The following is a 25,171-nucleotide window of genomic DNA, read 5'->3' as shown; positions in this document are numbered from 1 at the left end:
GTCGGACGCTAGCAGCGCCGCACGTGCCTCACGGCCGCACCACCCAGCGCACCTGCAACGGCGCCAGCCACACGTTGTCGTCGCTCTGCGGGTGCACCACGTCGCCGGTCAGCGCGTCAGGAGCGCCGTCGAGCCCCAGCTCCTTGAGCCGCCGTCCGGGGAACGGGCGCCAGCTGGTCGTCACGTTCACCAGCTCCAGGAGCGGCCCGAGCGGGTGCTCGCGCAGCACCGCCAGGACCCCGGGGTCGTCCACCGAGAGCACCTGCGCCGGCACCGACGCGTGCAGGTGCGGCAGCGAGCCGCGGACGGAGGCGAGGTGCGCCAGCCCCTCGAACACACGCCGCTCCACGGCGCCCGCCTGGTGCCGCCGTGCCCGGGCGGCCGGGTCCAGACGAGGCCGCCCGGCCCACCGGTTGTCGTCGGCGTGCCCGGGTTCGAGGTCCCACGCGGGGTCGTTCGGCTGCCCCAGCTCGTCACCGGACCACAGCACCGGGATGCCGCCCCAGCCCATCACCACGGCGTGCGCGAGCAGCAGCCGCGCGACGGCCGCGTCGACGGCCTGCGCGTCCCCGCGCTCCACCGCGTCCTCCAGCCCGACCAGGCTCGCCGCCGTGCCGCTGATCCGGCGGTCGCCCGTGGCGAGGTTGGCCTGGAACACCAGCCCGCGGGCCGGCGACTGCCAGAACCGGCCCGAGTACCAGTCGGAGAGGAACGCGCGGTGGGCGAACCCGGAGAGCCCGACGGCGGCCGCGTCCGCGTCGTCGATCGCCCAGCCGATGTCGTCGTGGCAGCGCACGTAGGTGATCCACGCGGTGGTGGTCGGCACCGGCGGTAGGGCGCGCAGCGCGTGGGCGGCCAGGCGCACGTCCTGCGCCGCGAGCATGGACCAGACCTGCACCATCAGGCCGTTGTGGTACGCCAGGTCGCTCACCCGGCCGTGATGGGCGCCGCGGCCCAGGTAGTGCACCAGGTCGGCCGGACCGACGATCGCCTCGGCCTTGAACACCACCGCCGGGCAGGCGATGCGCGCCAGCGCGCGCAGCGCCTGGGTCAGGGCGTGCACCTCCGGCTGGTTCTGACAGGAGGTGCCCAGCCGCTTCCAGGTGAACGCGATGGCGTCGAGGCGCAGCACGTCGACACCCTCGTCCGCCAGCGACAGCACCAGGTCGGCGTACTCGGCGAACACCTCCGGGTTGGCCCAGTTCACGTCCCACTGGAACGTGTTGAACGTCGTCCACACCCACGCCGACAGCTCGTCGTCCCAGGTGAAGCTGCCGGGGGCGAAGTCGGGGAACACCTCGGGCAGCGTGCGCTCGTAGGCGTCCGGCATCGTCCGGTCCTCGAACAGGTAGAAGTAGTCGCGGTAGCGCTGCTCGCCGGCCCGGGCGCGCACCGCCCACTCGTGCTCGCGCGCGACGTGGTTGAGCACGAGGTCCAGCACCAGGCTGATGCCGCGCTCGTGGAGGGCCGCGGCGAGCTCCCGCAGGTCGGCCATGGTGCCCAGGTCGGGCCGCAGCGAGCGGTAGTCCGCAACCGCATACCCGCCGTCGTTGTCACCCTCCCTCGGGCGCAGCACGGGCATCAGGTGCAGGTAGGTCACGCCCAGCTCGGCGAGGTAGTCGATGTTCTCGCGCACGGCCGCCAGGTCGCCGGCGAAGCGGTCGGCGTAGCAGGCGTACCCGACCATGCCGGGGGCCTGGAACCAGTCGGGACGCAGCGTGCGCTCCTCGTCCATCCGGCGCAGGTCCGGGTCCCGGCGCGCGGCCGCCGTGGCGGCCATGCTGACCAGCCGGAGGAGCAGCTGCTCACCGGGCGTGCCCGAATACACCTCGGCGATCCCCGAGGCGAGGTCCGGCCACCACCGCTCCAGCCGCAGCTCGAACGTCTGCCGGAGGGCCGGGTCCGCGCCGGTCAGCGCCCGCCGGGCCGCGGCCCGGACCGCCTCGGGCACGGTCGGCCCGGTCGAGGCAGGGCGCCCCGTGACCTCGCTGCGGCTGTCCATCGCGACCTCCGACCCTGCGGCACGGCGGCCGGCGGCCGGGTGGCGGCGCCCGTGACGTGCCCGACGTGACGCATCCTGCCGCCCTTCCGCACCGGGTGTGTACTGGACCGGCCAGCATCCCGAGGAGGTCCCCATGTCGGAGCCTGCCGTCACCGGCACGCCACGCCGCGCGCTTCTCGTGGTGGACGTGCAGCCGACGTTCTGCGAGGGAGGCGCCCTGCCCGTCACGGGAGGGAACGCGACGGCTCAGGCCATCGCCGACTACGCCGCCAGCCACCGCGACCGGTACGCCCTGGTGGTCACCACGCAGGACTGGCACGCGAACCCCGGCCGCCACTTCTCGGAGACGCCCGACTTCGTCGACACCTGGCCGCCGCACGGCGTCGCGGGCACCGCCGAGGCGGAGCTGCACCCGGCGCTCGCCGGGCTGCACCCGGACGCCAGCGTGCGCAAGGGCGCCTACGCCGCCGCGTACTCGGGCTTCGAGGGGACCGACGAGGAGGGCCGGACGCTGGCGCGGATCCTGCGCGAGGGCCACATCACGGACGTGGACGTGGTGGGCATCGCGGAGTCGCACTGCGTGCGGGCCACCACCCTCGACGCCCTGGACCTGGGGCTGCGCGCGCGGCTGCTGACCGACCTGACCGTGCCCGTCACGCCCGAGCAGGGCGCGGCTGCGCGCGAGGAGATGGTCGCGGCCGGTGCGCAGCTGGTGACCAGCGCTCAGGCCTGAGCGACATCTCCACCGGTCGGAGGACCGTCCGTCACCGTGTGCGGGCCGCGAGGGCTGCGGCGTAGAGGTCCCGACGGCCCACGCCGGCCGTGGCCGCGACGTCGGACACGGCGTCCTTGAGCCGCTCGCCGGCGTCGGACCGGGCGAGCACCTCGGCCACCAGCTCCGCGGTGGTGGCGACCGCGCGCGCCGGCGCCCCGCCGACGACGACCACGACCTCGCCGCGCACCTGACCCTCCGCGGCCCAGACCGCGAGCGCGCCGAGGACGTCCCGGCGCACCTCCTCGTACGTCTTGGTCAGCTCGCGGCACACCGCGGCCGGCCGGTCCGCACCGAACGCCTCCGCCATCGCGGCGAGCACCTCGGCCACGCGGTGCGGCGCCTCGAAGAACACCATCGTGCGGCGCTCGTCGGCCAGCGCCGCCAGCGCCCGGGCACGCTCCCCCGGCTTGCGGGGCGGGAAGCCCTCGAACGTGAACCGGTCGGTCGGCAGCCCGGACAGCGCCAGCGCCGTCAGCACCGCGCTCGGCCCGGGCGCGACGGTGACCGGCAGACCGGCGGCGACGGCGGCGTTCACCAGGCGGAAGCCGGGGTCGGACACCGACGGCATGCCGGCGTCCGAGACCATCAGCACCGTCCCGCCGCCCGCCACCACCTCGAGCAGCTCGTCCGCGCGGCTCTGCTCGTTGTGCTCGTGGTGGCTGACCAGCCGGCCACCGATGTGCACGCCGAGCCGCGCGGCGAGGTCGCGGGTCCGCCGGGTGTCCTCCGCGGCCACCACGTCGGCCTCCGCCAGCAGCCGGCGCAGCCGGGGTGAGGCGTCCTCGCTGTTGCCGATCGGCGTGGCGGCGAGCACCAGAGCGCCGGTGCCGGCGTTCGGGCGGCGGCCGTCGGGATCGCTCACGCGCCCAGCCTCCCATGCTCAGCACCGGCCCCTACGATGACCGCGTGCCGACCACCGGACGTGACGAGGCGGGCACTCCCGCCCACGGGACCAGGGCGGTCACGCCCGACGATGCACCGGCGACGCCGCTGCCCGCGCACGAAGCGGGGGCGGCCGACGTCGCCGTGGTGGGTGCTGCCGCGCACCACGGACGGCACGCGTCCGACGCGACCGTCGACGAGGCGGACGCCCCCGACGATGACGAGCCGACGCTCCTGCGGCTGCAGCGCCGGCTGTTCTCCGACGCAGCCCTGGCGCTCGACGCCACGCGCCGGGCACGACTGCTCGGCTGGTTGCTGCCCCTCGCCGTCACGGCGTTCGGCGGCATCATCCGGTTCTGGCGTCTCGCCGTGCCGCACAACCTCGTGTTCGACGAGACGTACTACGTCAAAGAGGCGTACTCGATGCTGGTCCGCGGGTACGAGGCCTCGTGGGGCCAGGACCCGAACCCCCGCTTCGAGGCGGGCGACGTCTCGATGCTCCAGGTCGACCCCGAGTACGTGGTGCACCCCCCGGTCGGCAAGTGGATGATCGCGCTCGGCATCCAGCTGGGCGGCGGCGTGACCAGCTCGTTCGCCTGGCGGCTGTCGGTGGCGGTGTGCGGCACGCTGGCGATCCTGATGATCGCCCGGATCGGGCGGCGGCTGTTCGCGTCCACGGCCCTCGGCACGTTGGCCGGGCTGTTCCTCGCCGTCGACGGGCAGGCGATCGTGCACTCCCGGGTCAGCCTGCTGGACCCGTTCCTCATGTTCTTCTGCCTCGCGGCGTTCGGCTTCCTGCTGCTCGACCGGGACCAGGCCCGGCACAGGTTGGCCGCGCGGGCGGCGGCGGTGCTCGACTCGGGCGGCCAGCTCGGTGACGGGCCCGGGCTCGGCATCCGGTGGTGGCGGCTGGCCGCGGCGGTGTCCCTCGGCCTGGCGATCGGCACCAAGTGGTCCGGGATGTACTTCCTGGCGCTGTTCGGGTTGATGTCCGTCGCGTGGGACATGAGCGCGCGCCGGGCCGTGGGGGTGCGGCACTGGGTGCGGGCCGGGATCGTGCGCGACGGCGTGGTGGCCGGCGTCTCGATGGTGCTGATCTCGGCGGCGGTGTACCTGGCCAGCTGGACCGGGTGGTTCCTGTCCAAGGACGGCTGGGGCAGGCAGTGGGCCGCCGAGAACCCCGGTCAGGGGGTGCAGTGGCTGCCGCCGGCGCTGCGCAGCCTGTGGAAGTACCACCAGGACATGTGGCACTTCCACGTGACGCTCGAGACGCCGCACGCCTACCAGGCGAACCCGCTCGGCTGGATCGTGCAGTGGCGCGCCACGTCGTACTTCTACCCGACGGACGTCTCCGGGCTGCAGGGCAGCGCCGCCCTGCACGCGTGCGGCGCCAAGGCCTGCTCCCAGGCGATCACCGCGCTCGGCAACCCGCTGATCTGGTGGGGCGGGGCGGCCGCGGCGCTCGTCGCCGTCTTCTGGCTGATCCGGTTCCGGGACTGGCGGGCCGGGGCCGTGCTGTCCGGCATCGTCGCCGGCTGGTTCCCCTGGTTCATGTACATGCACCGCACGATCTTCACGTTCTACTCGGTGGCGTTCGTGCCGTGGGTGGTGCTGACGCTCGTCTACCTGCTCGGCCTGCTGATCGGACCGCAGACCCCCGGTGAGGAACGCAGCAGGTCGCTGGCCATCGTGTGGGTGTCCGCGTTCGCCACGCTGGTGGTGGCGGTCGGCGCGTTCTTCTACCCGGTGTGGACGGCCTGGGTGATCCCCTACGACCAGTGGCACCTGCGGATGTGGCTGCAGAGCTGGGTGTAGCCGTCGGGCCACCTGGGTCTGGCGGCCGGCGGCCCGGCTCGCCTCGCGTCAGCGCTGCCAGTCGACCTGCGGGGACGGGTACCAGCTGAGCCCCGCGGCGTCCCACCGGGCGCCGAGCGCGGCCACCCGGGTGCGGAAGTCCTCCCAGTCGCGCCGGTCCGGTGCCGACCACGCCACCTCGGCGACCGCCGCGAGCCGCGGCAGCAGCATGGTGGTCAGGTCGTCCAGCGTGCGCAGCGTCTCGGTCCACACCGCCGCCTCGACGCCCAGCACCGCCTCGGCGGGTAGCCCCGGCAGCAGCGTGGCGGGCTCCCAGTCGTAGGAGTCGCGCAGCTCCACGTGGCCGGCCCACTCGAGGCCCAGCGGGTAGCCGGGGTGGTACTTCATGTCGAGGTACGTCCGGTCGCCGGGCGACAGCAGCAGGCGGGCCCCGGCCGCGCCCGCGGCGACGAACGGTGCCGGATCGGCGTGCACGTCCCAGTACTGCACCACGGTGCCGGGCTCGAGCGGGGTGGTGGCGATCTCCTGCCAGCCGACCACCTGCTTGCCGGCCGCCCGGACGGCCGCGGCGGCGGTGCCGACCAGGGCGGCGTACTCGTCGGGCGCCATGCCCTGCACCTCGTCGCCGCCGATGTGCACGTACGAGCCGGGTGTCATGGCGGCGACGTCGCGGAACACGTCGTGCAGGAAGGCGTCGGTGGCGGGCAGGGCCGCCGTGAGGCGGCTGAAGCCGACGTCGATGCCGAGGTACTCGTCGGTCGGCCGGCCGGACGGGGAGAGCTCGCCGTAGGCGTGCAGCGCCGCGTTGACGTGCCCCGGGACGTCGAGCTCCGGGACGACGACGATGCCGCGGGCGGCGGCGTGCGCCACCAGGTGGGCGTAGTCCTCGCCGGTGTAGTGGCCGCCCGGGTCGCCGCCGACCGAGGCGCCCGACGACCGGCGGACCAGCTCGGGCCGCGACGGCAGGTCGATGCGCCACGCCTGGTCGTCCGTCAGGTGCAGGTGCAGCACGTTGAGCTTGTGGTCGGCCATCAGGTCGATGACGACGTCGAGGTCGGCGACACGGACGAAGTGCCGGGCCACGTCGATGGACAGGCCCCGCCAGGTGAACCGCGGGGCGTCGACGACCAGCACGGCCGGCAGGGTCCGGGCGCCCCCGGACGTGCCGGTCAGCAGCTGGGCCAGGGTGGTGACGGCGTGGCCGAGGCCGGCCGGGGTGCGGGCGTCCACGTCCACCCCGTCGCCGTGCACGTGCAGGCGGTACGCCTCCGCACCGGCAGGCAGCTCGCTGTCGGACTCACCCGCGGGGAGGGCGGGCAGCGCCTCCTCCCCACCGGCCGGATCCGTGCGCGGGTACCGCTCGTCGTCGGCCGGCCCGAGGAGACGAAGCCGGAACGCCGCCGCGTCGGGTGCGGCGGTGGCCTGCACCGACCCGCCGACCAGCGTGGCCAGGCGCTCCGCGGCCTGCCGGGCGGCGGAGTCAGGGGCCACCACGGCGATGCCGGCGACCAGCACGAACGGCTGGTCGGACAGCTGCTGCAGCCGGAGCGGACGGGGGACGACGGCGGGTCCGGTCACGTGCCGCACGCTACCGACGAGGCAGGGCTGGCGTGCCGCAGCCGCGCGGTGGTGGAGGTCAGCCGCGGTGGGATGCGACCGGGGCGCTCGGGGTGGGCCGGCTCGTGGCGTGCTGGTCGGGGGTGGCCGGCGTGGCGCCGAGCAGCTCGATCGCGGTGTCGACCAGCCGCAGCGCGGCGGGCTGGTCGACGCGGACCACGGCCAGGGCTGCGACGACCAGACCCGTGAGCGTCTCGGCGAGAACCTCCTGGTCGGCGGTGTGGGCGCGTCCGTCGTCCACGTCCACCGGTCCTGAGCCCGGAGCGGCGGCGACGTCTGGAGGCCCGCCGCGCTGCCCGCGCTGCCCGTCGGCGACCTGCGCCCGGACGTGAGCCGCGACGTGCGCGGCGACGCCACGGCCGAACGCCGACCGCAGCTCCGCGCGGTACCCCGCGATCACGTCGCGGACCGCGTCGTCGCGGCCGACCGGCGCGCCTGCGGCGTTGATCAGCAGGCACCCGCTGGTCGACGGCAGGGAACCGGGCTGGGCGAGCGCCGCCCGCAGGCCCGTCAGGTAGGTGGCCATCGCCCCTGGTCCGACCTGGGCGGCGGTCAACGGACGGAGCCGCGGGCGGACCACCTCGTCGAGATAGCTGCTGACGGCGGCGTCGAACAGCCCGCGCTTGGAGCCGAAGGCGTGGTAGATGCTCGACCGGCTCAGGCCGGTGGCGGCCTCGAGGTCCGGCAGCGAGGCGAGCTCGTAGCCGTCCCGCCAGAAGACGGCGCGGGCGGCGCGCACCGCGGCAGCCGTCTCGAACGTCCGGGGACGTCCCATCCCTACCTCCCCGCGCCGGTGACGGACCCCACGGGGCCTCACGCGATACCGAACCGATCGGTCCAGTATATTGTGTACCGATCGGTTCACAAACAACGGAAGCACGGAGGCGGTCGTCATGCTGGTCGTCGGGCTCGTCCTCTGCTCGCTCGCGGCGCTGGTGCACGTGTACGTCTTCGTGCTCGAGTCCCTCGTCTGGACGGGGCCGCGGGCCCGCGCCACGTTCGGCACCACGCCCGACGAGGCGGCCGCCACGCGAGCGCTCGCCTTCAACCAGGGCTTCTACAACCTGTTCCTCGTGGTGGAGATCGCACTCGGCGTGGTGCTGGTCGCGGCCGGTCACACCGCCGTGGGGACGACGCTGGTGCTGGTCGGAGCCGGGTCGATGGTCGCCGCCGGGCTGGTGCTGCTGGCGTCCGACCGTTCCAAGGCCCGCGCCGCGCTCGTCCAGCTGGTCCCGCCGCTGCTGGGGATCGTCGCGCTCGTCGTCGGCCTCGTCGCCTGACGCCTCTCCCTTCCCACGCCCTGCTCCCACCGACCTTCGGAGGTCCCCATGTCCACGATCGTGTCCACCCAGGTGCAGCTGGTCGCCCGGCCCGTCGGCTGGCCGACCCCGGACGACTTCCGCACCGTCCAGGTCACCTACGGCGACCTCCAGCCGGGCCAGGTGCGGGTGCTCAACGAGTTCGTCTCCGTCGACCCGTACATGCGAGGCCGGATGAACGACGTGAAGAGCTACGCCCCGCCGTACGCCCTGGGCGAGACGATGACCGGCGGCGCGATCGGCCGGGTGATCGAGTCCGCGGACGAGCGGGTGCCCGTCGGGGCCGTCGTGCTGCACCAGCTCGGGTGGCGCGACGTGGCCCAGGACGCCGCCGGCGCCTTCCAGGTGGTGCCCGAGGTGCCCGGCGTGCCGCTGTCCGCGCGGCTGGGCATCCTCGGCATGACCGGCCTGACGGCGTACGTCGGGCTCACCGCCATCGCCGGGCTGACGGCCGGTGACACCGTCTTCGTCTCCGGCGCGGCTGGGGCGGTCGGCACCGCGGCGGGGCAGATCGCCCGGCTGCTCGGCGCCGGCCGCGTCATCGGGTCCGCGGGGTCGGCCGAGAAGGTCGAGCTGCTGACCAGCCGGTACGGGTACGACGCCGCGCTCTGCTACCGGGACGTACCCGTGCGCGAGCAGCTGCCCCGCCTGGCGCCGGACGGGGTCGACGTCTTCTTCGACAACGTCGGCGGCGACCACCTCGAAGCGGCGCTCGACGTGATGAACCCGGGCGGCCGTGTCGCGCTGTGCGGGGCGATCGCCGGTTACAACGCCACCGAGCGGACGCCCGGGCCGGACAACATGGCCAACCTGATCACCCGGGGTCTGACCCTGCGCGGCTTCACCATCGGTGGGTACCTCGACCACGCGGCCGAGTTCTCGCGGCTGATGACCGGCTGGTTCGCCGAGGGCAAGATCGCGTACGACGAGACCGTCGTCGACGGCATCGAGCACGCGGTGGACGCGCTGCTGGCGATGATGCGCGGTGAGAACACCGGCAAGATGCTGGTCCGCATCGGCCGCTGAGCCGGCCGTCCTGCGGCTTCGGGCCGAGTGAGGCCTCGCTCCCGGCCGGCGAGGCCTCACTCCCCGCCGGGTGGCGGCTCGCTCCCGGCTCGGTGGGAATAGCCCCTGGTCGGCGGCGGGTTGGGCCTGGCGTGACCGAACCCCTGACGATCGACATCTGGTCCGACGTCGCCTGCCCGTGGTGCTACATCGGCAAGCGGCACCTCGAGCAGGGGCTGGCAGCCCTCGGCGCCGATGCGCCGGACGTGCGGATCGAGTACCACTCGTTCGAGCTCGCGCCCGACACCCCGGTGGACTTCGCCGGGTCGGAGGTCGACTTCCTCGTCGGCGCCAAGGGTCTGCCGCGCCAGCAGGTGCTCGCGATGCTGGACCGGGTGACCGGCGTGGCGGCGGAGGCCGGGCTTACCTACGACTTCGACCGGCTGCAGCACACCAAGACGCTCAAGGCGCACGAGCTGCTGCACTTCGCCAAGGCGCACGGCCGGCAGCTGGAGCTCGAGGAGCGACTGTTCCGGGCGTACTTCACCGAGGGCGTGCACGTGGGTCGGCTCGACGAGCTGGTGCGGCTGGCCGAGGAGGCCGGGCTGGACGGGTCCGCGGCCCGGGATGCGCTGGAGTCCGGTCGGTACGCCGATGACGTCCAGGAGGACATCGACCGCGCTCGGCAGCTCGGGATCACCGGCGTGCCCTTCTTCGTGCTCGACGGGAAGTACGGGGTGTCCGGCGCCCAGCCCGCCGAGGTGTTCGCGCAGGCGTTGAGCCAGGTCGCGGCGGAGCGCGCGGCGTGAGCGGCGGGACGGAGCTGCACGCCGCGGCCACCGAGACCTCGGCTTCCTCGCTGCTCGGCAGCGGTGCCGGACTCGTGATGATCGAGACGCACGGGCCGGCGTTGGTGTGTGCCGACGGTGTCTGCGCACCCGCCGATGCCGAAGACCCTCTCGCTGGGGCGGTTCAGGCCCCGGCCGACGACGCGCTGTCGGACTCGGCTCAGTAGCTGCTCCGGCGCCAGCGCTGGTCGGCCGACCGAAGGGCTGAAGGGCCGGGCCACAACGGCGACCGGCGGGCGCGCGGCCCCGCCATCGGCACGCGCCGTTCGTGGGCACGCGGCCCAGCCATCAGTACGCCCGTTCGCGGGCGCGCCGATGGGGACGACTCAGCGCCTCACGAGAACGGTGGCCCGGTGACCCGCTGCCGCGGCCAGGGCTGTGCCCGAAGCGTCGCGCGTGGGACCACGTCAGAACGGTGGTGTGTCGGGGTAGCCGGCGGTGCGGCCGCCGGGTGGTCCGCCCTTGCCGGGTGGTGAGTCGATGCTGGGTGGTTGGCCGATGCCGGGTGGTCGTGCCGCTCCGGGTGCGGGGGGTGGCCACAGGGTGGTGGCGGGGTGGGTGGCGTAGTGCCGCCCGGTGGGCGAGTGCCAGTCCAGGGTGCCGTCGGGATGGTGGGTGACCCGCCAGCCGGCCTGGTGCTTGAGGCGGTGGTGCTTGCGGCACAGGCACGCCAGGTTGGTCAGGTACGTGGTGCCGGCGTGCGCCCAGGCGGTGGAGTGGTCGATGTCGCAGCGTGCGGCGCGGCGGCGGCAGCCGGGGAACCGGCAGGTGGCGTCGCGCAGCTGCACGGCACGGCGCAGGTCGGCCGGGACGGTGTACTGCTGGCGGCCCACGGACAGCACGGCCCCGGTCTCGGGGTGGGTCAGCACCCGGGTGAACGTCGGGGCGTTGGCGCACAACGTCCGGGCGGTGTCGATGTCGACGGGTCCGAACCCGTCCAGCTCGGCCGGCTCGTCACCGTGGCCGAGCAAGGTGAGCACCGGCACCGTCAGCACCACCTGCGGCACGATCCCCCGCACCCACGACGGCACGCCCGTGCTGGTGGGCACCTCGCACGCGTGGTCGACCGCGCCTGACGCACCGGCAGCCTCCTCGGCCGCGCCTGCATCCACCACCTCACCGGCCGTGCCGGCGTCCGGGACCTCACTGGCCCCGGCGTGAGGAAGCCCCGCGTGCCCGACGTGGTCGCCGCCGTGCGCGACTGCCGCGAGGTCACCGTCGCTGGGCCGGTGGTCGGCGCTGTCGGGGGTCAGCAGCAGGTCGCACAGGACGTCGGCGCGGAGCTGGGGCAGCGTGCGGCTCTCGTCCGGGCCGGTCACGGCCGCCGCCAGGTCGTCGATGCGGTGCAGCACCCCCATCGCGGCGGCGGCCGGCAGCAGGGCGGTCAACCAGCACAGGTCCTCGTCAGCCGGGCTGACGTCGACGAACCGGTCACCGGCCACCCGGGCACGCTCCTCACGCGTGCGCGGTGCGTGCCGGGCCCGCCACCGGTGAGCCGCCGCCCGCAGCTGCGGGGCCGTCACCTCGATGGCCCGGCCGGCCAGCGCCGCATCCGCCGCAGCAAGCACCTCGCGGTCCTCGACCCCGTGGAACACGTCCAGCACGGCGCCGACGTGAGCGCCGGACAGCTGCCCGGTCAGGTGCGCGGCGTGCAACCGGGGAAATGCGGCCAGCATCGTGATCCGGGTCAGCCGGCGCGCCAACGTGCCCTCCGGGACGTGCAAGGAGGCGGCCAGCTCGGCCAGCATCCCCCGCGCACCCCACTCCCGCCGCGGGCCCGCGTCCCGCTCCCCGCAGCGGGCCGCCAGCTCGCCCGCCCCCCACAGGTACGTCGCCGCCAACCTGTCGTCGAACCGGGCCGCCGCCGTCGTCACGTCTCGCGCCTGATCCACCAGTTCTGCCAGCTCGAGACCCAGCGGGTCCGACCACTCGTCGACCAGGAGGTCACCGGACAGGAAGGCGACCGTCGCCGTCATCGACGGCCGGTCCGCGCCCACCGTCCGAGCACCGGCGCCGCCGCACGCCACCGCGTCCGTCGGCCCTGGCAGCGGCGATGGCAGCGGCAATGGCGCGACGTCGCGTCCGCGTCCCACCGCCAGCAGCTCCATGACCCCATCCCACCACCGAGCACTGACACGACCGGACGCCGAGAAGTAGGCCCTGACCTGCACGGACATCCACAAGCGAACTACCTGTGGACGGCTCAGCAGGCCATCGCAGCGCCCGTCACCCTGACCTCCGTCGTGCGGCCAGCCCTCGCCAGCGTGAGGTGCCCGCCCGACCAAAACCAACCCCGCGGGCCATCGCTCGACAGGCGGAGCGGGCCGCCCTGACCTACTTTCGAGGCCGAGGGGCACGCCCCTCACGACCCTGAGGAGACGACAGTGACTGCGACCGGCATCATCAGCGCGATCATCATCGGACTGATCATCGGAGCCCTCGGCCGCCTTCTTGTCCGCGGCCGTCAGCACATCTCGATCCTCGTGACGATCCTCGTCGGCATCGTCGCTGCCCTGATCGGCAGCTGGATCGCTTCCCTCCTGCACGTCAACAACACGCCGGGCATCGACTGGATCGAGCTGCTGATCCAGGTGGTGCTCGCCGCGATCGGCGTCTCGCTGGTCTCGGGTGGCGCCGGTCGCCGTCGCATCTGACGGCCCGCACCCACCGCACGGCACGCACACCCGGGCCGAGCCCGGACCACGACGGCGGCTGCCTCTCTCGGGCAGCCGCCGTCGTGCTGCGGCCGCCGACGCTGCAGCCGGCGACGCCGGCGCCCGCGCCTCGCGTCTCCGCTCGCGGACCCGCCGCCGTATCTGCCGAGGCACCCCTTGCTCCTGACCGATCGAGCACCACGGCGACGGACAGGGGATTCCGCGATGGACGAGCTCGACCTCGAGAACCTGCGGGTGGACGTGACCGACCAGGACATCTCCACGGCCCGCAACCTCTGGGTCGCCGCACGTGACGGCGACGCCGACGACGCACGCGTCGCCCTCCTGTTCCAGGACCTGTTCCGCCTGATCAGCGCCCAGGCGCAGCAGATCGCCGACGACTTCCGAGCCGCGCACTGACCACGGCCGCCGCCCGGCCCGCTGCACGCCGGACGGCCCGACACGGCGAGGCACGAGCCCGGCCAGCACTCCGCTCACAGCGGCACCACAGCCGTCCGACAGCGCGGCGTCGGCGTCCGCGCGCATCGTCGTCGTCGTGACCACAGCGACCCTCGCCCCGACCGCCGCCCTCGAGCGGACCGCCGTCGAGCGGACCGGGTCCCGCCGCGCGCTGCACGTCCCGGGCGTCACGGCCGTCACGCTCGCCAGCTCCGTCGCCCTGGTCCCGTGGATCGCCCACCTGGCCCGGTCCCTGCCCGCGAGCTACGTGCTGACCGGCTGGAGCAGCGCGTGGGTCGGCTTCGACGTCGTCCTCACCGTCGTGCTCGCCGCCACCGGCCTCCTCGCGCGCCGTCGCGACCCCTTGTGGCCGGCCGCGGCGTTCGCCTCCGCCGCCCTGCTGGTCGCGGACGCCTGGTTCGACGTGATGACGTCCGGCACCGGCGGCCTGCTGGTCCCCGTGCTGACGGCCGCGCTGCTCGAGCTGCCGCTCGCGGCGCTCCTGATCCACCACGCCGTCCGTGCCACACGGGCGGCCGCAGCCCGGCTGCCGGGCGCCACGTCCCAGGAGGGAGCCGCCACCGAGGGCTGACGAGAGCGCGAGCGGACCGGGGAGGGCCGGCACAGCCGCACGCACGGAGGGGCCCACCGGACCTGCGCCCGGCGGGCCCCTCGCCCTGCACACCCCTCAGCCGCGAGCGCCCTCCACGCCCGGCAGCACCGCGGTGTGCTCGGCCCGCACGGCACGCAGCCTCAGCGCGGGCGTCACCAGCGCCTCAGCGCGGGCGTCGCGGCGCAGGCCGGCCGACCGCGAACCAGGCCACGGCGCCGACCACGCTGCCGAGCACCAGCAGCACCAGCCAGAAGGACCGGGGGAACGTGGCGATGTCACGTTCGGGCGTGCGGCTGAAGTCCACCAGGGCGTAGACCCAGAACGCGAGCGCGGCGAGCACGACGAGCATCGCCAACCACGAACCGGTCACCCGTCCATGCTACGAGCGCGGCCCAGTCCCGTGACCGTGGGTCTGCCGGTCCCCGGATGGCCGAGGCCCTGGTGCGTCGGGCGCTGCCCACGGACCGTGGTGGTGCTCTCCGCAGGTGGCGGACGAGCAGGAAGGCACCATGTCCCTGACCGCACCCATCCCGCAGCAGCTTCCGGGCGGCACCTACCCCGTCGGCGACCTGCAGCTGACCCGCGTCGGCTACGGCGCCATGCAGCTGGCCGGCCCCGGCGTCTCCGGTCCGCCGCGAGACCACGACGAGGCCCTCGCCGTCCTGCGCACCGCCGTCGAGCTCGGCATCCGCCACGTCGACACCGCGGACTTCTACGGCCCGTTCGTCACCAACGAGCTGATCCGCGAGGCCCTCGCGCCCTACCCGGACGACCTGCACATCGTCACCAAGGTCGGCGCCGTGCGCGACGACGACGGTGGCTGGAACCTGGCCCGCACGCCGGACGACCTCCGCGCCCAGGTCCACGACAACCTGCGCCACCTCGGGCTCGACGTGCTGGACGTGGTGAACCTGCGGGTCGGCACCCCGGAGAGCCCCGAGCCGGGCTCGCTCGCGGAGCAGGTGGAGACGATGGCCGAGCTGGTGCAGGACGGGCTGGTCCGCCACGTCGGCCTGAGCAACGTCACCGCCGACCAGCTCGCGGAGGCCCAGGAGATCGTCCCGGTGGTGTGCGTCCAGAACCTCTACAACCTCGCGCAGCGGCAGGACGACGAGCTGGTCGACCTGACCGCACGCCAGGGCATCGCCTTCGTGCCGTTCTTCCCGCTCGGCGGCTTCACGCCACTGCAGTCGACCGCGCTTCGGGAGGTCGCCACGCGGTTGGAGGCGACGCCCATGGCCGTCGCGCTCGCCTGGCTGCTGCAGCGCTCGCCGAACATCCTGCTGATCCCCGGCACCTCGACGGTGGCGCACCTGCGGCAGAACGTGGCGGCCGCGGGCCTGCAGCTGCCGCCGGACGAGCTGGCGGTGCTCGACGGCATCGCGGGGTGAGGGCCCGCCCGCGCGCGTGTCGGCGCCCGCTGGCACGCTGGCGCTCATGAACCCCCTGAGCTCCGCCGTGGACCTGGAGCACAAGCTCTCCCTGATCAACGACCTGTGGTCGCCCAAGGTCGTCGCCCGCATGAACGACGACGAGGTCAAGCTGGTCAAGATGCACGGCGAGTTCGTGTGGCACCGGCACGACGAGACGGACGAGCTGTTCCTGGTGCTGCGGGGGCACCTGCGCATCCAGCTGCGCGACGGTGCCGTCGACCTCGACCCGGGTCAGCTCTACGTGGTGCCCCGGGGGGTCGAGCACTGCCCGGTGGCCGACGAGGAGACCCACGCCCTGCTGCTCGAGCCGCGCGGCGTGGTGAACACCGGCGACGCCGGAGGTGAGCTGACCGCTCCGTACGACGACTCGTTGCTGTGACAGCCGGGCGGCGCGACCGGGACGACCGGTCAGCGCCGCACCCGCCGGCGCAAGGGCCGGCCGCTGCGGTCGAACAGCACACCGTGCGGCAGCATCCAGCCGCGCCACCTCGAGATCAGCACGCCGACGGCAGCCACCACGGTCGCTGCCACGAGTCCCACCACCGGACGGCCCGACCCCTGGACGCCGACCATCACCGCGGACCCGACCAGCGCCCACGTCGCGTAGAGCGTGTTCCCGCCGAAGATCGCCGGCACGCGGGACACCGCGATGTCCCGGATCGCGCCACCGCCGACGGCCGTGACCGTGCCGAGCAGGATTGCCGGCAGCCAGCTCAGACCGCTCAGCAACGTCTTCTGCGCGCCCACCGCCGACCATGCGCCGAGGGCCAGCGCGTCGACCACCGGGAACACCCGGTCCCAGGTGCGTCCCTCGAACCGGACGGCGAAGGCCACCCCCGCCGCCAGCAGGGCCGTCACCAGGTACGAGTAGTCGGTCAGCGCGACCGGCGGGCCCTTCTGCAGCAGCACGTCGCGCAGCAGACCGCCGCCGAGCCCGGACAGGATGGCCAGCACGGCGAACCCGACCGGGTCCAGGTTGTGCCGCCGCGCGACGGCCCCGCCGAGCAGCGCGTTGGCCGCCACACCGAGCAGGTCGACAGCCCGCAGCACCTCTGCGATGGTCCCGGCGCCCGTCACGGACCACACGGTAGCCGCCGCTGCGGACGCTACCGTCGTGCGCATGGGCCCCGAACCGAAGCCGCCGCCGTGCTCCTGGTGCCACTGGCCGGTCCGCCTGGTCCCCGCGCCGCCGGGCACCCCGGAGGCGACGCCCGCGGCCCCGGAGGCCGAGGCGGGTCAGCCCGTGCCCTCGCCTGCCGACGACGACACCACCGCGCCCGAGCCGCCACGCGTCCGGCAGTGCACCAACCCCTGGTGCCCCACGCGCCGAGCCGGCTTCGGCGTCGCTCCCTGATCACTCCCGTTCGACGAGCGACGGTCCCGCAGGAACCCGACTGACAGCGAGCAAGGAGGGCTTGAGCCTCCCGCAGGGGGAGACCTCAAGGTAGGGGCATGGACGGCGACAGGCTCTACTCCATCGGCGAGCTCGCCCGGCGGACCGGTCTCACGGTCAAGACGGTTCGCTTCTACTCCGACCGCGGCATCGTGCCGCCGACGGACCGCAGCGCGGCCGGCTACCGCCGGTACGACGACGGCGCCGTCGCGCGCCTGGACCTCGTACGCACGCTGCGCGAGCTGGGCCTGGACCTGCCCACGATCCACAAGGTCGTCGACCGCGAGCTCTCCCTGGCCGACGTGGCCGCGACGCATGCCGAGGCGCTGGCGGTGCAGGTCCGTGTGCTGCGCCTGCGGCACGCGGTGCTGAGCGCGGTGGCGGAGCGGGGACTGGGCCCGGAGGACGCCGAGGCCCTGAATCAGCTGGTCCGCCTCTCCGAGGCGGAGCGCCGAGACCTGGTCGGCGCCTTCCTCGACGCAGTCTTCGACGGTCTGGGCGGCGACCCCGGCTTCGCGGGAGTCAGGCGCTCGATGACCCCCGGACTGCCGGACGATCCCGACGTCGGGCAGGTCCGCGCGTGGGTCGAGCTGGCCGAGCTGGCCCTCGACCCGGGCTTCCGCGCCGGCCTGCGACGCATGGCTGAGGACCTGGCGGCGGACCGGGCGTTCGCGGGTGCCACGGTCCCGCGCCGGGACGTGGCCGCAGCCGTGCGTGACCTGGTGGACCCGGCCGTCGCAGCAGGCATCGACCCGACCTCGGGACGCGCCGACCCGATCGTCGCGGCGCTCACCGCGCAGTACGCGCAGCTCTGCGGCCGCCCCGACGACGCGGAGCTCCGGGATCGGCTGCTCCGGCGGCTGGAGACCGTGAACGACCCGCGCCGGGACCGGTACGTCGAGCTCCTCGCCGTCGTGAACGGCTGGCCGGCTCCGGAGGCGCTGACCCCTGCGCTCGACTGGTCCGTCGCGGCGCTGCGGGCACGGGCGGAGCGGTAGGTGGTGACGCGCGGTTTCGGGACGCGGCCGAGCACCTCTGCAGACGGTCCACCGATGAACGACACCGTCGTGCACCGTGCCTACGATCCGCCGATGAACGACACCGTCGTGCTCCGCGCTGATGCGACGCCCTCCGCTCCGGCCCTGGTGCTGCGCCCCTGGTGCGTGCAGGACGTTCGCGCGCTGGTCGAGGCGTACCGGGATCCCGCACTGCGTCGCTGGACCCGCTCGTCGGTCGACGACGACGCCGGTGCGGCCCTGTGGGTCCGTGCCCAGCAGCGAGGCTGGGCCGAGGGTGACCGGTTCGCCTTCGCCGTCCTCGAGGCACGACCGGGGTCCGGCGCGCTGCCGATCGGCCACGTGGTGGTCAAGGAGGTCGCCCACGGCAGGCCCTCCGCCGAGGTGGGCTACTGGACCGCGGCGCACGCTCGTGGTCGAGGTGTGGCGTCACGCGCTCTCGAGGTGCTCACCGGCTGGGCCTTCGAGACCCTCGCGCCCGGCGGGCTGGAGCGACTGGAGCTGCTGCACCAGGCGGACAACGTCGCCTCGTGCCGGGTCGCTCGCACCTGCGGCTACGAGCTCACCGGCGCCCTCCCGGCGGCGCCGCCCTCCTTCCCGCTCGACGGTCACGTGCACGCACGGAGCAGGGCCGCCTGAACGCCAAGAACCCCGCCTGACCGTCAGCTTGTCGCTGGTCAGACGGGGTTCCGCGTCGGGGTGGAGCTGAGGGGATTCGAACCCCTGACCTTCTCATTGCGAACGAGACGCGCTACCAACTGCGCCACAGCCCCTTGAAGCGGGCTACAGATTAGCACCCACCGCGCGGCGGACGAACACCGCCGTCGGGTGCGCCGCAGAGCGCGGGAGCTCAGCGCCGCGGGCTCACTCCCCCGCTGCGCGCCGCTTCGCCAGCACCGCGTTGAGGTCGATGCTGCCGGTCGTCTGCACCGGCGCCACGGGGGTGCGGACCTCCCCGTCGTCCACCGTCGAACCGGCCGGAGCGACCGCCGGCGCAGGGGCTTCCGCCGGGCGGACGGCGGTCGACGCCTCGACGTCGCCGAGCGCCGCCGGCTCCCGGCGCGGGGCCGCGGGCTTCATCGTGTAGGTCGGTCGCGGCACCGGGATGGGCTGCCACCGGTCGTCGGACGCGTCCGCACTCTCCGACGCGGGCTCCGGCGCGACCGTGGGCACGGCACCGGTCGCGTGCCGCACCGACCGGCCCCGCTCCCCGCGGTCCTCCACGATCGTGGAGAACATCTGGGTCGAGGTGTCCGACGGGTGCACAGCACGTCCGGTGACCGCGGGCTGCTCGGCGGTGCTGCGAGCGGTCCGGGCCGGCGCGACAGCCGCAGCGGGCGCCGTCGCGGCCTGCGCACCGGTCGCCGCACCCCCTCGGCGCGCGGCGGCAACCGCCCTGGTCGCCCCGCTGTGGGGCGTGGACGCGCGCCGCTCCTGCTCGGCGATCTGCGCGGCGAGCTCGGCATCGGCACGGCGACCGGACACCACGGCACGCCGGCCCAGCCCCAGCACGCCGGCGAGCAGCACGGTCGGCACCGCGCCGGCCAGCAGGCCGACCGAGGGCAGGAGCGCGACGACGCCCCACCCCGCTGCGGTGGCGACGACGAGGACGCCGGCCAGCACGGCACGGCGCCGAGCTGCCGCGGCACGACGCGCGGCGGCGGCGGTCCTCGCGGCACGCGCCTGGGCGGCGCGGCGGGCGGCGTCGGCGGTGGTGCGCTCCGGCGTGGCGTGCGGTCGGTCCACGGTGCTGCCTCCAGTCCCTGCGCCGGCGACCAGCGCCGGGGTGCCCTTGCCCGGGGTCAGCAACCCCGTCGTGCCTGCGTGCCCGGTGCCTGGTGCAGACGCCCGCGCGGTGCGCAGCACCCGGGTCGACCTGCGGTCGTCGGCCCCTGCGTCCCCCGCGGTCACCGCGACCACGCGGAGCGCCTCGGAGTACCGGTCGTCCACCCGCGACTCGAGCAGCTGCTGACGGTGCCGCAGCTTGCCCGGCACCAGGTACGCCACCCACAGACCCACCAGCGCGAGCGCCACCGGGCCTGCAAGATCGTTCACGTCTAGACGGTAGGGGGCCCTCGCGTGACGGCCGGGCACGCGGGCGGCGTGTCGGCGCCAGGTCGGTCCCCGTGTCGGTACCGGTCAGCGGGGGTGCGCCACCTGGTAGCGGCGCCAGCGCCCCAGCAGCCCGTCGGGCACCTCCTCCACCGTCAGGGCGAACGTGCGGTGGTCGGCCCACGAGCCCCGGATGTGCAGGTACCGCTTGCGCAGGCCCTCGTCCCGCAGGCCCAGCTTCTCGACCACGCGCAGCGACGGCCCGTTCTCGGGCCGGATGTTCACCTCGACACGGTGCAGGCCCAGCTCGGTGAAGCAGTGGTCGGTGGCCAGCGCGACGGCGGTCGGCGTGATCCCCCGGCCGGCGACGTGCTCGGACACCCAGTAGCCGATGGCCGCCGAGCGCAGCGAGCCGTAGATGATCGACGAGACCGTCAGCTGCCCCACCAGCTCACCGGCGTACTCCACGGCGAACGGCAGCGCCGAGCCCTCGCGGGCCTGTGCGGACAGCGAGCGGACGAACTGCCCGAACGTCGGCCGCGGTCCCTGGACCGGCACGGGGCTGGTCGCGTCCCACGGCTCGAGCCAGCCGGCGTTCACCGCGCGCAGGTTCATCCAGGCCCGCTGGTCGGAACGCCGCATCGGCCGCAGCCGCACGTCGCCCTCGGTCAGCACGGCCGGCCACCCCGGTGCCATCAACCCTCCAGGACCATGCAGTGCACCACCTGTCCGCGGTGCACGACGACGTCCGCCTCCGGCACCACGGCCAGGGCGTTCGCCTGCGCCAGGCCGAGGATCGACGGAGCCGCCGGATCACCCAGCGGCGTGGCACGGTACCCCTCCTCCGGGGCGCCGAGCACGGTGGCCGGCACGAACTGGCGCAGCCCGGGGGGCGACGTCCACCCCGTGTCGACGGCGGCGGCGACCGACGGACGGAACACCTCGGTGTGCCCCGCCATCTGCCGCAGCGCCGGCCGGACGAACACCTCGAACGCCACCTGCGCCGCCACGGGGTGACCCGGCAGCGCGAACAGCGGGATCGACCGGTCACGCCCCAGCTCACCGCCCACCGACCCGAAGGCGTGCCGCGGGCCCGGCGTCATGGCCACGTGGTCCAGCCGGACCCCGCCGAGCGTGGCCAGCACGTCCTTGACCGGGTCGTGCACCAGCTCGGACAGCCCGCCGGCGATCAGCACCAGGTCGGCACGGACCAGCTGGTCCTCGAGCGCCTCGCGCAGCAGCGCGCGGTCGTCCGGCAGCACCCCGACGCGGACGGCGTGCGCGCCGGCGTCCCGCACCGCGGCCTCCAGCCCGTGCCCGTCGGCCTCGAACACCCGGCCGTCGCCCGCCGACGTCGGTGCCGGCCCCTTGGTCGGCGGCTCGACCAGCTCGTCCCCCACCGCCAGCAGCACCACGCGTGGCGTCGGGTGCACCCGCAGCCGGCCGCGTCCCATGGCCGCTGCGAGCGCCAGCTGCCGGGCGCCGAGCCGCGTGCCCGCCCGCAGCACCACCTGGCCGGCCGGCACGTCGGCCCCCGTCAGCCGCACGTGCTGCCCGGGCCGCACGCCACCCGCCAGCTGCACGGTCGCGGTGCCGCGGTCGGACGCCTCCACCGGCACCACCGCATCGGCTCCCCACGGCAGCGGCGCGCCGGACGCGACCCGTATCGCCTGCCCCTGGACGTGCCGCAGCCCCGGCACGGACGCCGCCCTCAGGTCCATCGCCACGGGCAGCGACGACCCGCCGGGGGCCACGTCGGCGGCCGCCACCGCGTACCCGTCGAGCGCCGCCACCGCCACGGGCGGCACGGACAGGGTCGCCGCGACGTCCTCCGCGAGGATGGCGCCCATCGCGTCGTGCAGCACCACGTCGAGCGGGGCGACCGGTCCCACCGCGGACATCACGGCAGCCAGCTGGTCCTGGACCGATCTCATGCGGGGCATTCTGCCCCGCGTCCGACCCCGGCCCGGTGCCTACCGCCGGTACCGCGGGTGATCGACGGCCGGGACGCCGCGCGGTGTCACTCGTCCGGCCGCAGGTTTGGGACACTGTCGTCATGAGCAACGCCGCCTCGCCCGGACTGCACGTGCCGGAGGACGAGGACGAGATCGAACAGCTCAAGGAGCGTTGGCGGCTGCGGATCCGCACCGCGCGCGCTCACCGGTCCGCCCGGCACCGCGAGGAGGACGCGCGCGCGCTGGCCGAGGTGGTGGTCGCCATCCCGGCGGTCGATGCGGCACGCTGCGTGTCGCTGTACGCCGCCCGGCCGGGCGAGCCCAGCACCGGCCCGCTGCTCGAGCTGCTGGAGCAGCGGGGCGTCCGGGTGCTGCTGCCCGTGCTGGGCACGGGTCTGCAGCGCGACTGGGCGGACTACGCCGGAGCCGACGACCTGCTGGAGCGGGCGCCCGGGCGACCGCCGGAGCCGAGCGGCCCCTCCCTCGGCGCGCAGGCGCTCGCCGAGGCCGACGTGGTGCTGGTGCCGGCGCTCGCGGTGGACACCGACGGCAACCGGCTGGGCCAGGGCGGCGGCTGGTACGACCGCGCGCTGGCGCACGCGCGCCCGGACGCCGCCGTCATCGCGCTCACCTACGCCGACGAGGTGCACGACGCGGACGTCGAGCCGATCCCCCGCGCAGCGCACGACCGCCGGGTGGACGGGGTCGCGACGCCGACCGGTACCCGCTGGTTCGTCAGGCCGACGGCTGCAGCGTGAGCCGCGACCTCGCGTCCGCCTGCGTGGCGGCCGCCGAGAACGGCCACGGGAACTGCCGGCCGGCGGCCCAGGTGGACAGCTGGTCGGAGTAGTGCGGGCTGGCCGGATGCCCTGACGTGCCGGTCAGGTCGACCCACGTCGAGGAGTCCAGGTCGGCAAGGTCCACCACCATGCGCATCGACGGGCCGGCGGTGACCGAGTACCCGCCGGTCGAGGGGTCCCAGCCGGTGGCGTCGACCGACGACGACCCGCCGCCGACCTGCTGCGCGGCCGGGTTCACCGCCCCGCGCAGCACACCAGGCTGACCCGCACCGCCGAGCAGCGGGTGCTCCAGCCGCACCTGGTGCAGCAGTCCCCACCGCCACTCGTTCGCCCGCACACCCAGCTGCGCGGTCAGCTGCTGCCGTGCGGCGATCATCGCGTTGCGCAGCACCCCGTCGCGCCCCTCGACGACGCCGAGGGTGGAGCGGTCGTCCCACCACGGAGAGCCGGGGGCGTCGACGACGTGCCGCATCACCTCGATCCAGCGCGAGTCGTTGGTCGGCGCGTCGTGGTCGGGCAGGTCGTCGGCGAAGGTCAGGCGCAGCACGTTGTTCCAGACGGCGGCGAAGTACGCGGCGGCGGCCGAGTCCGCGGACATCGAGCCGTCCCAGGTGCGCAGCAGGCGCTGGCCGTCGGCCTCGAAGCCCGAGCCGAGGTCGACCTTGAGCAGTGCCGGCAGCAGCACGTCCGCCATCGGGCTGTGCGTGTCGTCCTGCACGGCCTGCGTCGAGGCGACGTCGATCTTCTTGCCGGCGGCGATCTGCTGCGTCAGCAGGGTGCGGATGCGCTGCGAGCGGTAGCCCATGTCGTAGTCGGCGGTCAGGAACGGACCGGTGCCCTGCGGCAGCACCGCCTGGTTGGCCGCGACGACGAAGCCCTCGGGCGGGTCGAGCACGTGCGGCAGCTGCGCCGACGGCACCCAGCCCTGCCAGTCGTACGCGCTGTCCCAGCCCGGGCGCGGCCAGGAACCGTCGGACGGCACGTCACCGGGCACCGTCTCGCGGATGGGGATCCGACCCGGCGCCTGGTAGCCGATGTGCCCGTCGGTGGTGGCGAAGACGATGTTCTGCGCCGGCACGTCGAACAGCGCGGCGGCCGCCGCGACGTCGGCAGCCGTGGCGGCGGCGTCGAGCCGGAAGATCGCCTCCGCCGTCCGGCCGGGCGTGCTGGCCGTCCAGCCGAGCGACACCTGGAAGGCGGAGGTCGACCGGTCGGGCGTCGGCGCCGACGTGGCTCCGGACAGGTCGAGCACGTCGGAGATGATCGGGCCGTGCGTCGTCGTGCGGACGACGAGGTCCACGTCGTCGCCGCCGTTGACCCGGATCGTCTCGTGCCGCACCTGCAGCGGCACCTGCGCGCCGTTCACCAGCTGGGTCCCGGAGCGGTCGTCGACGCGATCGAGGAACAGGTCGGTCACGTCGGCGCCCATGTTGGTCAGGCCCCAGGCGAGCTTGGCGTCGTGGCCGATCACCACGCCCGGCATCCCGGCGAAGCCGAACCCGGAGACGTCGAACGGGCAGTCCGCGCTCACCTGCTGGCAGCGCAGGCCCACCTGGGACCAGATGCCCGGCGCAGTCAGCTCCAGGTGGGGGTCGTTGGCCAGGATCGGCTTGCCGGACGCGGTGTGCGCACCCGACACCGCCCACGAGTTGGATCCTGTGGCGGCGCCCGTGCCGAGCAGCACGGGGACCGCCGTCAGGGCCCGGTCCGCCGCGGCGAACGCGTCCTGCGCCTGACCGTCGCCGAGCGGCACCTGTGCGCGTGCCACGGTGGGGACCACTGTCGCGTCGCCACCCGAGGGCAGGATCGGGGCGTTCAGCTGCTGCGGGTACGGCGGGAAGAGCTCGTCGACCTTCCCGACGTCACCGATGGTGCGGTAGGCCCGGGCCCGTCCGAGCTCGTCCTCGTAGTTGCTGCGCAGGTCCCACGCCATCGCCTTCAGCCACGCGAGCGAGTCCACCGGCTGCCACGGCTCGGGCTGCGCGACCTGCACGCGCAGGCCCAGGACCGTGTACTCCACGGCGATCGAACCCGGGTCGCGGGTGGCGAGGTAGGAGTTCACCCCCTCCGCGTACGCCGTCAGGTACGACTGGGTCGTCGCGTCCAGCAGGCCCCACTCCTGCTCGGCGACGCGGTGCCAGCCGAGCGTCCGCACCACCTTGTCGGCCTCGAGCGCACGCGCGTCCGCGCCGACCAGCTCCGACAGCCGGCCCGCCGTGACGTGCCGGCGGTAGTCCATCTGGAAGAACCGGTCCTGCGCCGCGACGAAGCCCTGCGCCCGGAACAGGTCCGTCGCGCTGGTCGCGGTGATGGTCGGCACGCCGCGCGCGTCCCGCGTGACGGTGACCGGCCTGGTCAGCCCGGGCAGCGAGAGGGTGCCCGACGACGTCGGCAGCGGCCGGCGCAGCACCACGACACCGCCGACCACCACGGCCACGAGCACCAGCACGACGATCGCCGCGACGGTCACGAGTGCCGTGCGGACGACTCGGGGACGGGCCACGTGGGCAGGTTAGCCCGCGGGCGTGCTCGG

The 25,171-nt window shown here is 74.6% G+C and carries 25 protein-coding genes and 1 tRNA gene; 14 read left to right on the top strand and 12 right to left on the bottom strand.

Annotated elements, in window-relative coordinates; genetic code table 11:
• Positions 1 to 28: 28 nt before the first annotated feature.
• Complete coding sequence (locus ACFQTY_RS10955) at positions 29 to 2,002, bottom strand: alpha-amylase family protein (RefSeq protein ID WP_378100286.1); 1,974 nt, start codon at positions 2,000 to 2,002, stop codon at positions 29 to 31.
• A gap of 133 nt (positions 2,003 to 2,135) precedes the next feature.
• Between ACFQTY_RS10955 and ACFQTY_RS10950 the strand changes: the two genes are divergently transcribed.
• Positions 2,136 to 2,735: an isochorismatase family protein gene (locus ACFQTY_RS10950; protein ID WP_378100284.1), complete on the top strand. Its 600-nt coding sequence runs from the start codon at positions 2,136 to 2,138 to the stop codon at positions 2,733 to 2,735.
• A 31-nt stretch (positions 2,736 to 2,766) separates the two neighbouring features.
• Here ACFQTY_RS10950 and rsmI read toward each other — a convergent pair whose 3' ends face one another.
• Positions 2,767 to 3,639, bottom strand: a complete 873-nt coding sequence (gene rsmI / locus ACFQTY_RS10945; protein WP_378100282.1) for a 16S rRNA (cytidine(1402)-2'-O)-methyltransferase — start codon at positions 3,637 to 3,639, stop codon at positions 2,767 to 2,769.
• A gap of 44 nt (positions 3,640 to 3,683) precedes the next feature.
• Here rsmI and ACFQTY_RS10940 point away from each other — a divergent pair, with 44 nt between their 5' ends.
• Positions 3,684 to 5,474, top strand: a complete 1,791-nt coding sequence (locus ACFQTY_RS10940) for a dolichyl-phosphate-mannose--protein mannosyltransferase (protein ID WP_378100280.1) — start codon at positions 3,684 to 3,686, stop codon at positions 5,472 to 5,474.
• Positions 5,475 to 5,522: 48 nt separating this feature from the next.
• Here ACFQTY_RS10940 and ACFQTY_RS10935 read toward each other — a convergent pair whose 3' ends face one another.
• Together ACFQTY_RS10935 and ACFQTY_RS10930 are read right to left on the bottom strand one after the other, a co-directional pair.
• Positions 5,523 to 7,052, bottom strand: coding sequence for a family 20 glycosylhydrolase (locus ACFQTY_RS10935; protein ID WP_378100278.1), 1,530 nt, complete (start codon positions 7,050 to 7,052; stop codon positions 5,523 to 5,525).
• A gap of 58 nt (positions 7,053 to 7,110) precedes the next feature.
• Positions 7,111 to 7,866, bottom strand: coding sequence for a TetR/AcrR family transcriptional regulator (locus tag ACFQTY_RS10930; protein WP_378100276.1), 756 nt, complete (start codon positions 7,864 to 7,866; stop codon positions 7,111 to 7,113).
• Positions 7,867 to 7,984: 118 nt separating this feature from the next.
• On the opposite strand from ACFQTY_RS10930, the gene ACFQTY_RS10925 reads away from it, so the two are divergent.
• The 3 genes from ACFQTY_RS10925 (at position 7,985) to ACFQTY_RS10915 (ending at position 10,224) form a co-directional block, all read left to right on the top strand.
• Positions 7,985 to 8,371, top strand: coding sequence for a DUF1304 domain-containing protein (locus ACFQTY_RS10925; RefSeq protein ID WP_378100274.1), 387 nt, complete (start codon positions 7,985 to 7,987; stop codon positions 8,369 to 8,371).
• A 48-nt stretch (positions 8,372 to 8,419) separates the two neighbouring features.
• Positions 8,420 to 9,436 (top strand): NADP-dependent oxidoreductase, encoded by a 1,017-nt coding sequence (locus ACFQTY_RS10920; protein ID WP_378100272.1) that lies wholly within the window; start codon positions 8,420 to 8,422, stop codon positions 9,434 to 9,436.
• A 131-nt stretch (positions 9,437 to 9,567) separates the two neighbouring features.
• On the top strand, positions 9,568 to 10,224 hold the full coding sequence (locus ACFQTY_RS10915) for a DsbA family protein (RefSeq protein ID WP_378100270.1): 657 nt from the start codon (positions 9,568 to 9,570) through the stop codon (positions 10,222 to 10,224).
• 446 nt (positions 10,225 to 10,670) lie between these two features.
• Here ACFQTY_RS10915 and ACFQTY_RS10910 read toward each other — a convergent pair whose 3' ends face one another.
• Entirely contained in the window at positions 10,671 to 12,239 is a 1,569-nt protein-coding gene (locus tag ACFQTY_RS10910) for a DUF222 domain-containing protein (protein ID WP_378100268.1), read from the bottom strand.
• Positions 12,240 to 12,647: 408 nt separating this feature from the next.
• Between ACFQTY_RS10910 and ACFQTY_RS10905 the strand changes: the two genes are divergently transcribed.
• From ACFQTY_RS10905 to ACFQTY_RS10895, 3 genes are all read left to right on the top strand, one after another.
• Positions 12,648 to 12,917 (top strand): GlsB/YeaQ/YmgE family stress response membrane protein, encoded by a 270-nt coding sequence (locus tag ACFQTY_RS10905; RefSeq protein ID WP_263731830.1) that lies wholly within the window; start codon positions 12,648 to 12,650, stop codon positions 12,915 to 12,917.
• 225 nt (positions 12,918 to 13,142) lie between these two features.
• Complete coding sequence (locus ACFQTY_RS10900) at positions 13,143 to 13,337, top strand: hypothetical protein (protein ID WP_291763503.1); 195 nt, start codon at positions 13,143 to 13,145, stop codon at positions 13,335 to 13,337.
• A gap of 136 nt (positions 13,338 to 13,473) precedes the next feature.
• Positions 13,474 to 13,968: a hypothetical protein gene (locus tag ACFQTY_RS10895; RefSeq protein ID WP_378100265.1), complete on the top strand. Its 495-nt coding sequence runs from the start codon at positions 13,474 to 13,476 to the stop codon at positions 13,966 to 13,968.
• A gap of 184 nt (positions 13,969 to 14,152) precedes the next feature.
• On the opposite strand, the gene ACFQTY_RS10890 is transcribed toward ACFQTY_RS10895, so the two are convergent.
• Entirely contained in the window at positions 14,153 to 14,359 is a 207-nt protein-coding gene (locus ACFQTY_RS10890) for a PLDc N-terminal domain-containing protein (protein ID WP_378100263.1), read from the bottom strand.
• A gap of 139 nt (positions 14,360 to 14,498) precedes the next feature.
• Between ACFQTY_RS10890 and ACFQTY_RS10885 the strand changes: the two genes are divergently transcribed.
• Together ACFQTY_RS10885 and ACFQTY_RS10880 are read left to right on the top strand one after the other, a co-directional pair.
• A complete protein-coding gene (locus tag ACFQTY_RS10885; RefSeq protein WP_378100260.1) occupies positions 14,499 to 15,380 on the top strand; it encodes an oxidoreductase in 882 nt (293 codons plus the stop codon).
• A 46-nt stretch (positions 15,381 to 15,426) separates the two neighbouring features.
• Positions 15,427 to 15,801, top strand: coding sequence for a cupin domain-containing protein (locus ACFQTY_RS10880; protein WP_378100258.1), 375 nt, complete (start codon positions 15,427 to 15,429; stop codon positions 15,799 to 15,801).
• Positions 15,802 to 15,830: 29 nt separating this feature from the next.
• Here the strand turns inward: ACFQTY_RS10880 and ACFQTY_RS10875 are convergent, their stop codons facing one another.
• A complete protein-coding gene (locus ACFQTY_RS10875; protein ID WP_378100256.1) occupies positions 15,831 to 16,499 on the bottom strand; it encodes a trimeric intracellular cation channel family protein in 669 nt (222 codons plus the stop codon).
• A gap of 43 nt (positions 16,500 to 16,542) precedes the next feature.
• On the opposite strand from ACFQTY_RS10875, the gene ACFQTY_RS10870 reads away from it, so the two are divergent.
• The 3 genes from ACFQTY_RS10870 to ACFQTY_RS10860 all read left to right on the top strand — a co-directional run bounded on the left by ACFQTY_RS10870 (position 16,543) and on the right by ACFQTY_RS10860 (position 18,470).
• Complete coding sequence (locus tag ACFQTY_RS10870) at positions 16,543 to 16,776, top strand: hypothetical protein (RefSeq protein WP_378100254.1); 234 nt, start codon at positions 16,543 to 16,545, stop codon at positions 16,774 to 16,776.
• Positions 16,777 to 16,874: 98 nt separating this feature from the next.
• On the top strand, positions 16,875 to 17,813 hold the full coding sequence (locus ACFQTY_RS10865) for a MerR family transcriptional regulator (RefSeq protein WP_378100252.1): 939 nt from the start codon (positions 16,875 to 16,877) through the stop codon (positions 17,811 to 17,813).
• A 93-nt stretch (positions 17,814 to 17,906) separates the two neighbouring features.
• A complete protein-coding gene (locus ACFQTY_RS10860) occupies positions 17,907 to 18,470 on the top strand; it encodes a GNAT family N-acetyltransferase (RefSeq protein ID WP_378100250.1) in 564 nt (187 codons plus the stop codon).
• 61 nt (positions 18,471 to 18,531) lie between these two features.
• Here ACFQTY_RS10860 and ACFQTY_RS10855 read toward each other — a convergent pair.
• The 4 genes from ACFQTY_RS10855 to glp all read right to left on the bottom strand — a co-directional run bounded on the left by ACFQTY_RS10855 (position 18,532) and on the right by glp (position 21,817).
• A tRNA-Ala gene (locus ACFQTY_RS10855) sits at positions 18,532 to 18,604 on the bottom strand.
• A gap of 91 nt (positions 18,605 to 18,695) precedes the next feature.
• Positions 18,696 to 19,886 (bottom strand): hypothetical protein, encoded by a 1,191-nt coding sequence (locus tag ACFQTY_RS10850; RefSeq protein ID WP_378100248.1) that lies wholly within the window; start codon positions 19,884 to 19,886, stop codon positions 18,696 to 18,698.
• 84 nt (positions 19,887 to 19,970) lie between these two features.
• The gene (locus tag ACFQTY_RS10845; RefSeq protein WP_378100246.1) at positions 19,971 to 20,579 is read right to left on the bottom strand and encodes a GNAT family N-acetyltransferase; all 609 of its coding nucleotides are present in this window, start codon (positions 20,577 to 20,579) and stop codon (positions 19,971 to 19,973) included.
• Entirely contained in the window at positions 20,579 to 21,817 is a 1,239-nt protein-coding gene (gene glp, locus ACFQTY_RS10840) for a gephyrin-like molybdotransferase Glp (RefSeq protein WP_378100244.1), read from the bottom strand. The genes ACFQTY_RS10845 and glp overlap by 1 nt, the downstream gene beginning before the upstream one ends.
• A 122-nt stretch (positions 21,818 to 21,939) precedes the next feature.
• Here glp and ACFQTY_RS10835 point away from each other — a divergent pair, with 122 nt between their 5' ends.
• A complete protein-coding gene (locus ACFQTY_RS10835; RefSeq protein ID WP_291763533.1) occupies positions 21,940 to 22,596 on the top strand; it encodes a 5-formyltetrahydrofolate cyclo-ligase in 657 nt (218 codons plus the stop codon).
• On the opposite strand, the gene ACFQTY_RS10830 is transcribed toward ACFQTY_RS10835, so the two are convergent.
• Positions 22,574 to 25,141, bottom strand: a complete 2,568-nt coding sequence (locus ACFQTY_RS10830) for a penicillin acylase family protein (protein ID WP_378100241.1) — start codon at positions 25,139 to 25,141, stop codon at positions 22,574 to 22,576. The genes ACFQTY_RS10835 and ACFQTY_RS10830 overlap by 23 nt on opposite strands.
• Positions 25,142 to 25,171: the final 30 nt, after the last annotated feature.

The sequence above is a fragment of the Cellulomonas sp. T2.31MG-18 genome (genome assembly GCF_964266755.1).
Taxonomy (GTDB): domain Bacteria; phylum Actinomycetota; class Actinomycetes; order Actinomycetales; family Cellulomonadaceae; genus Cellulomonas.
This window is presented reverse-complemented; position numbering and strand designations above follow the sequence as displayed.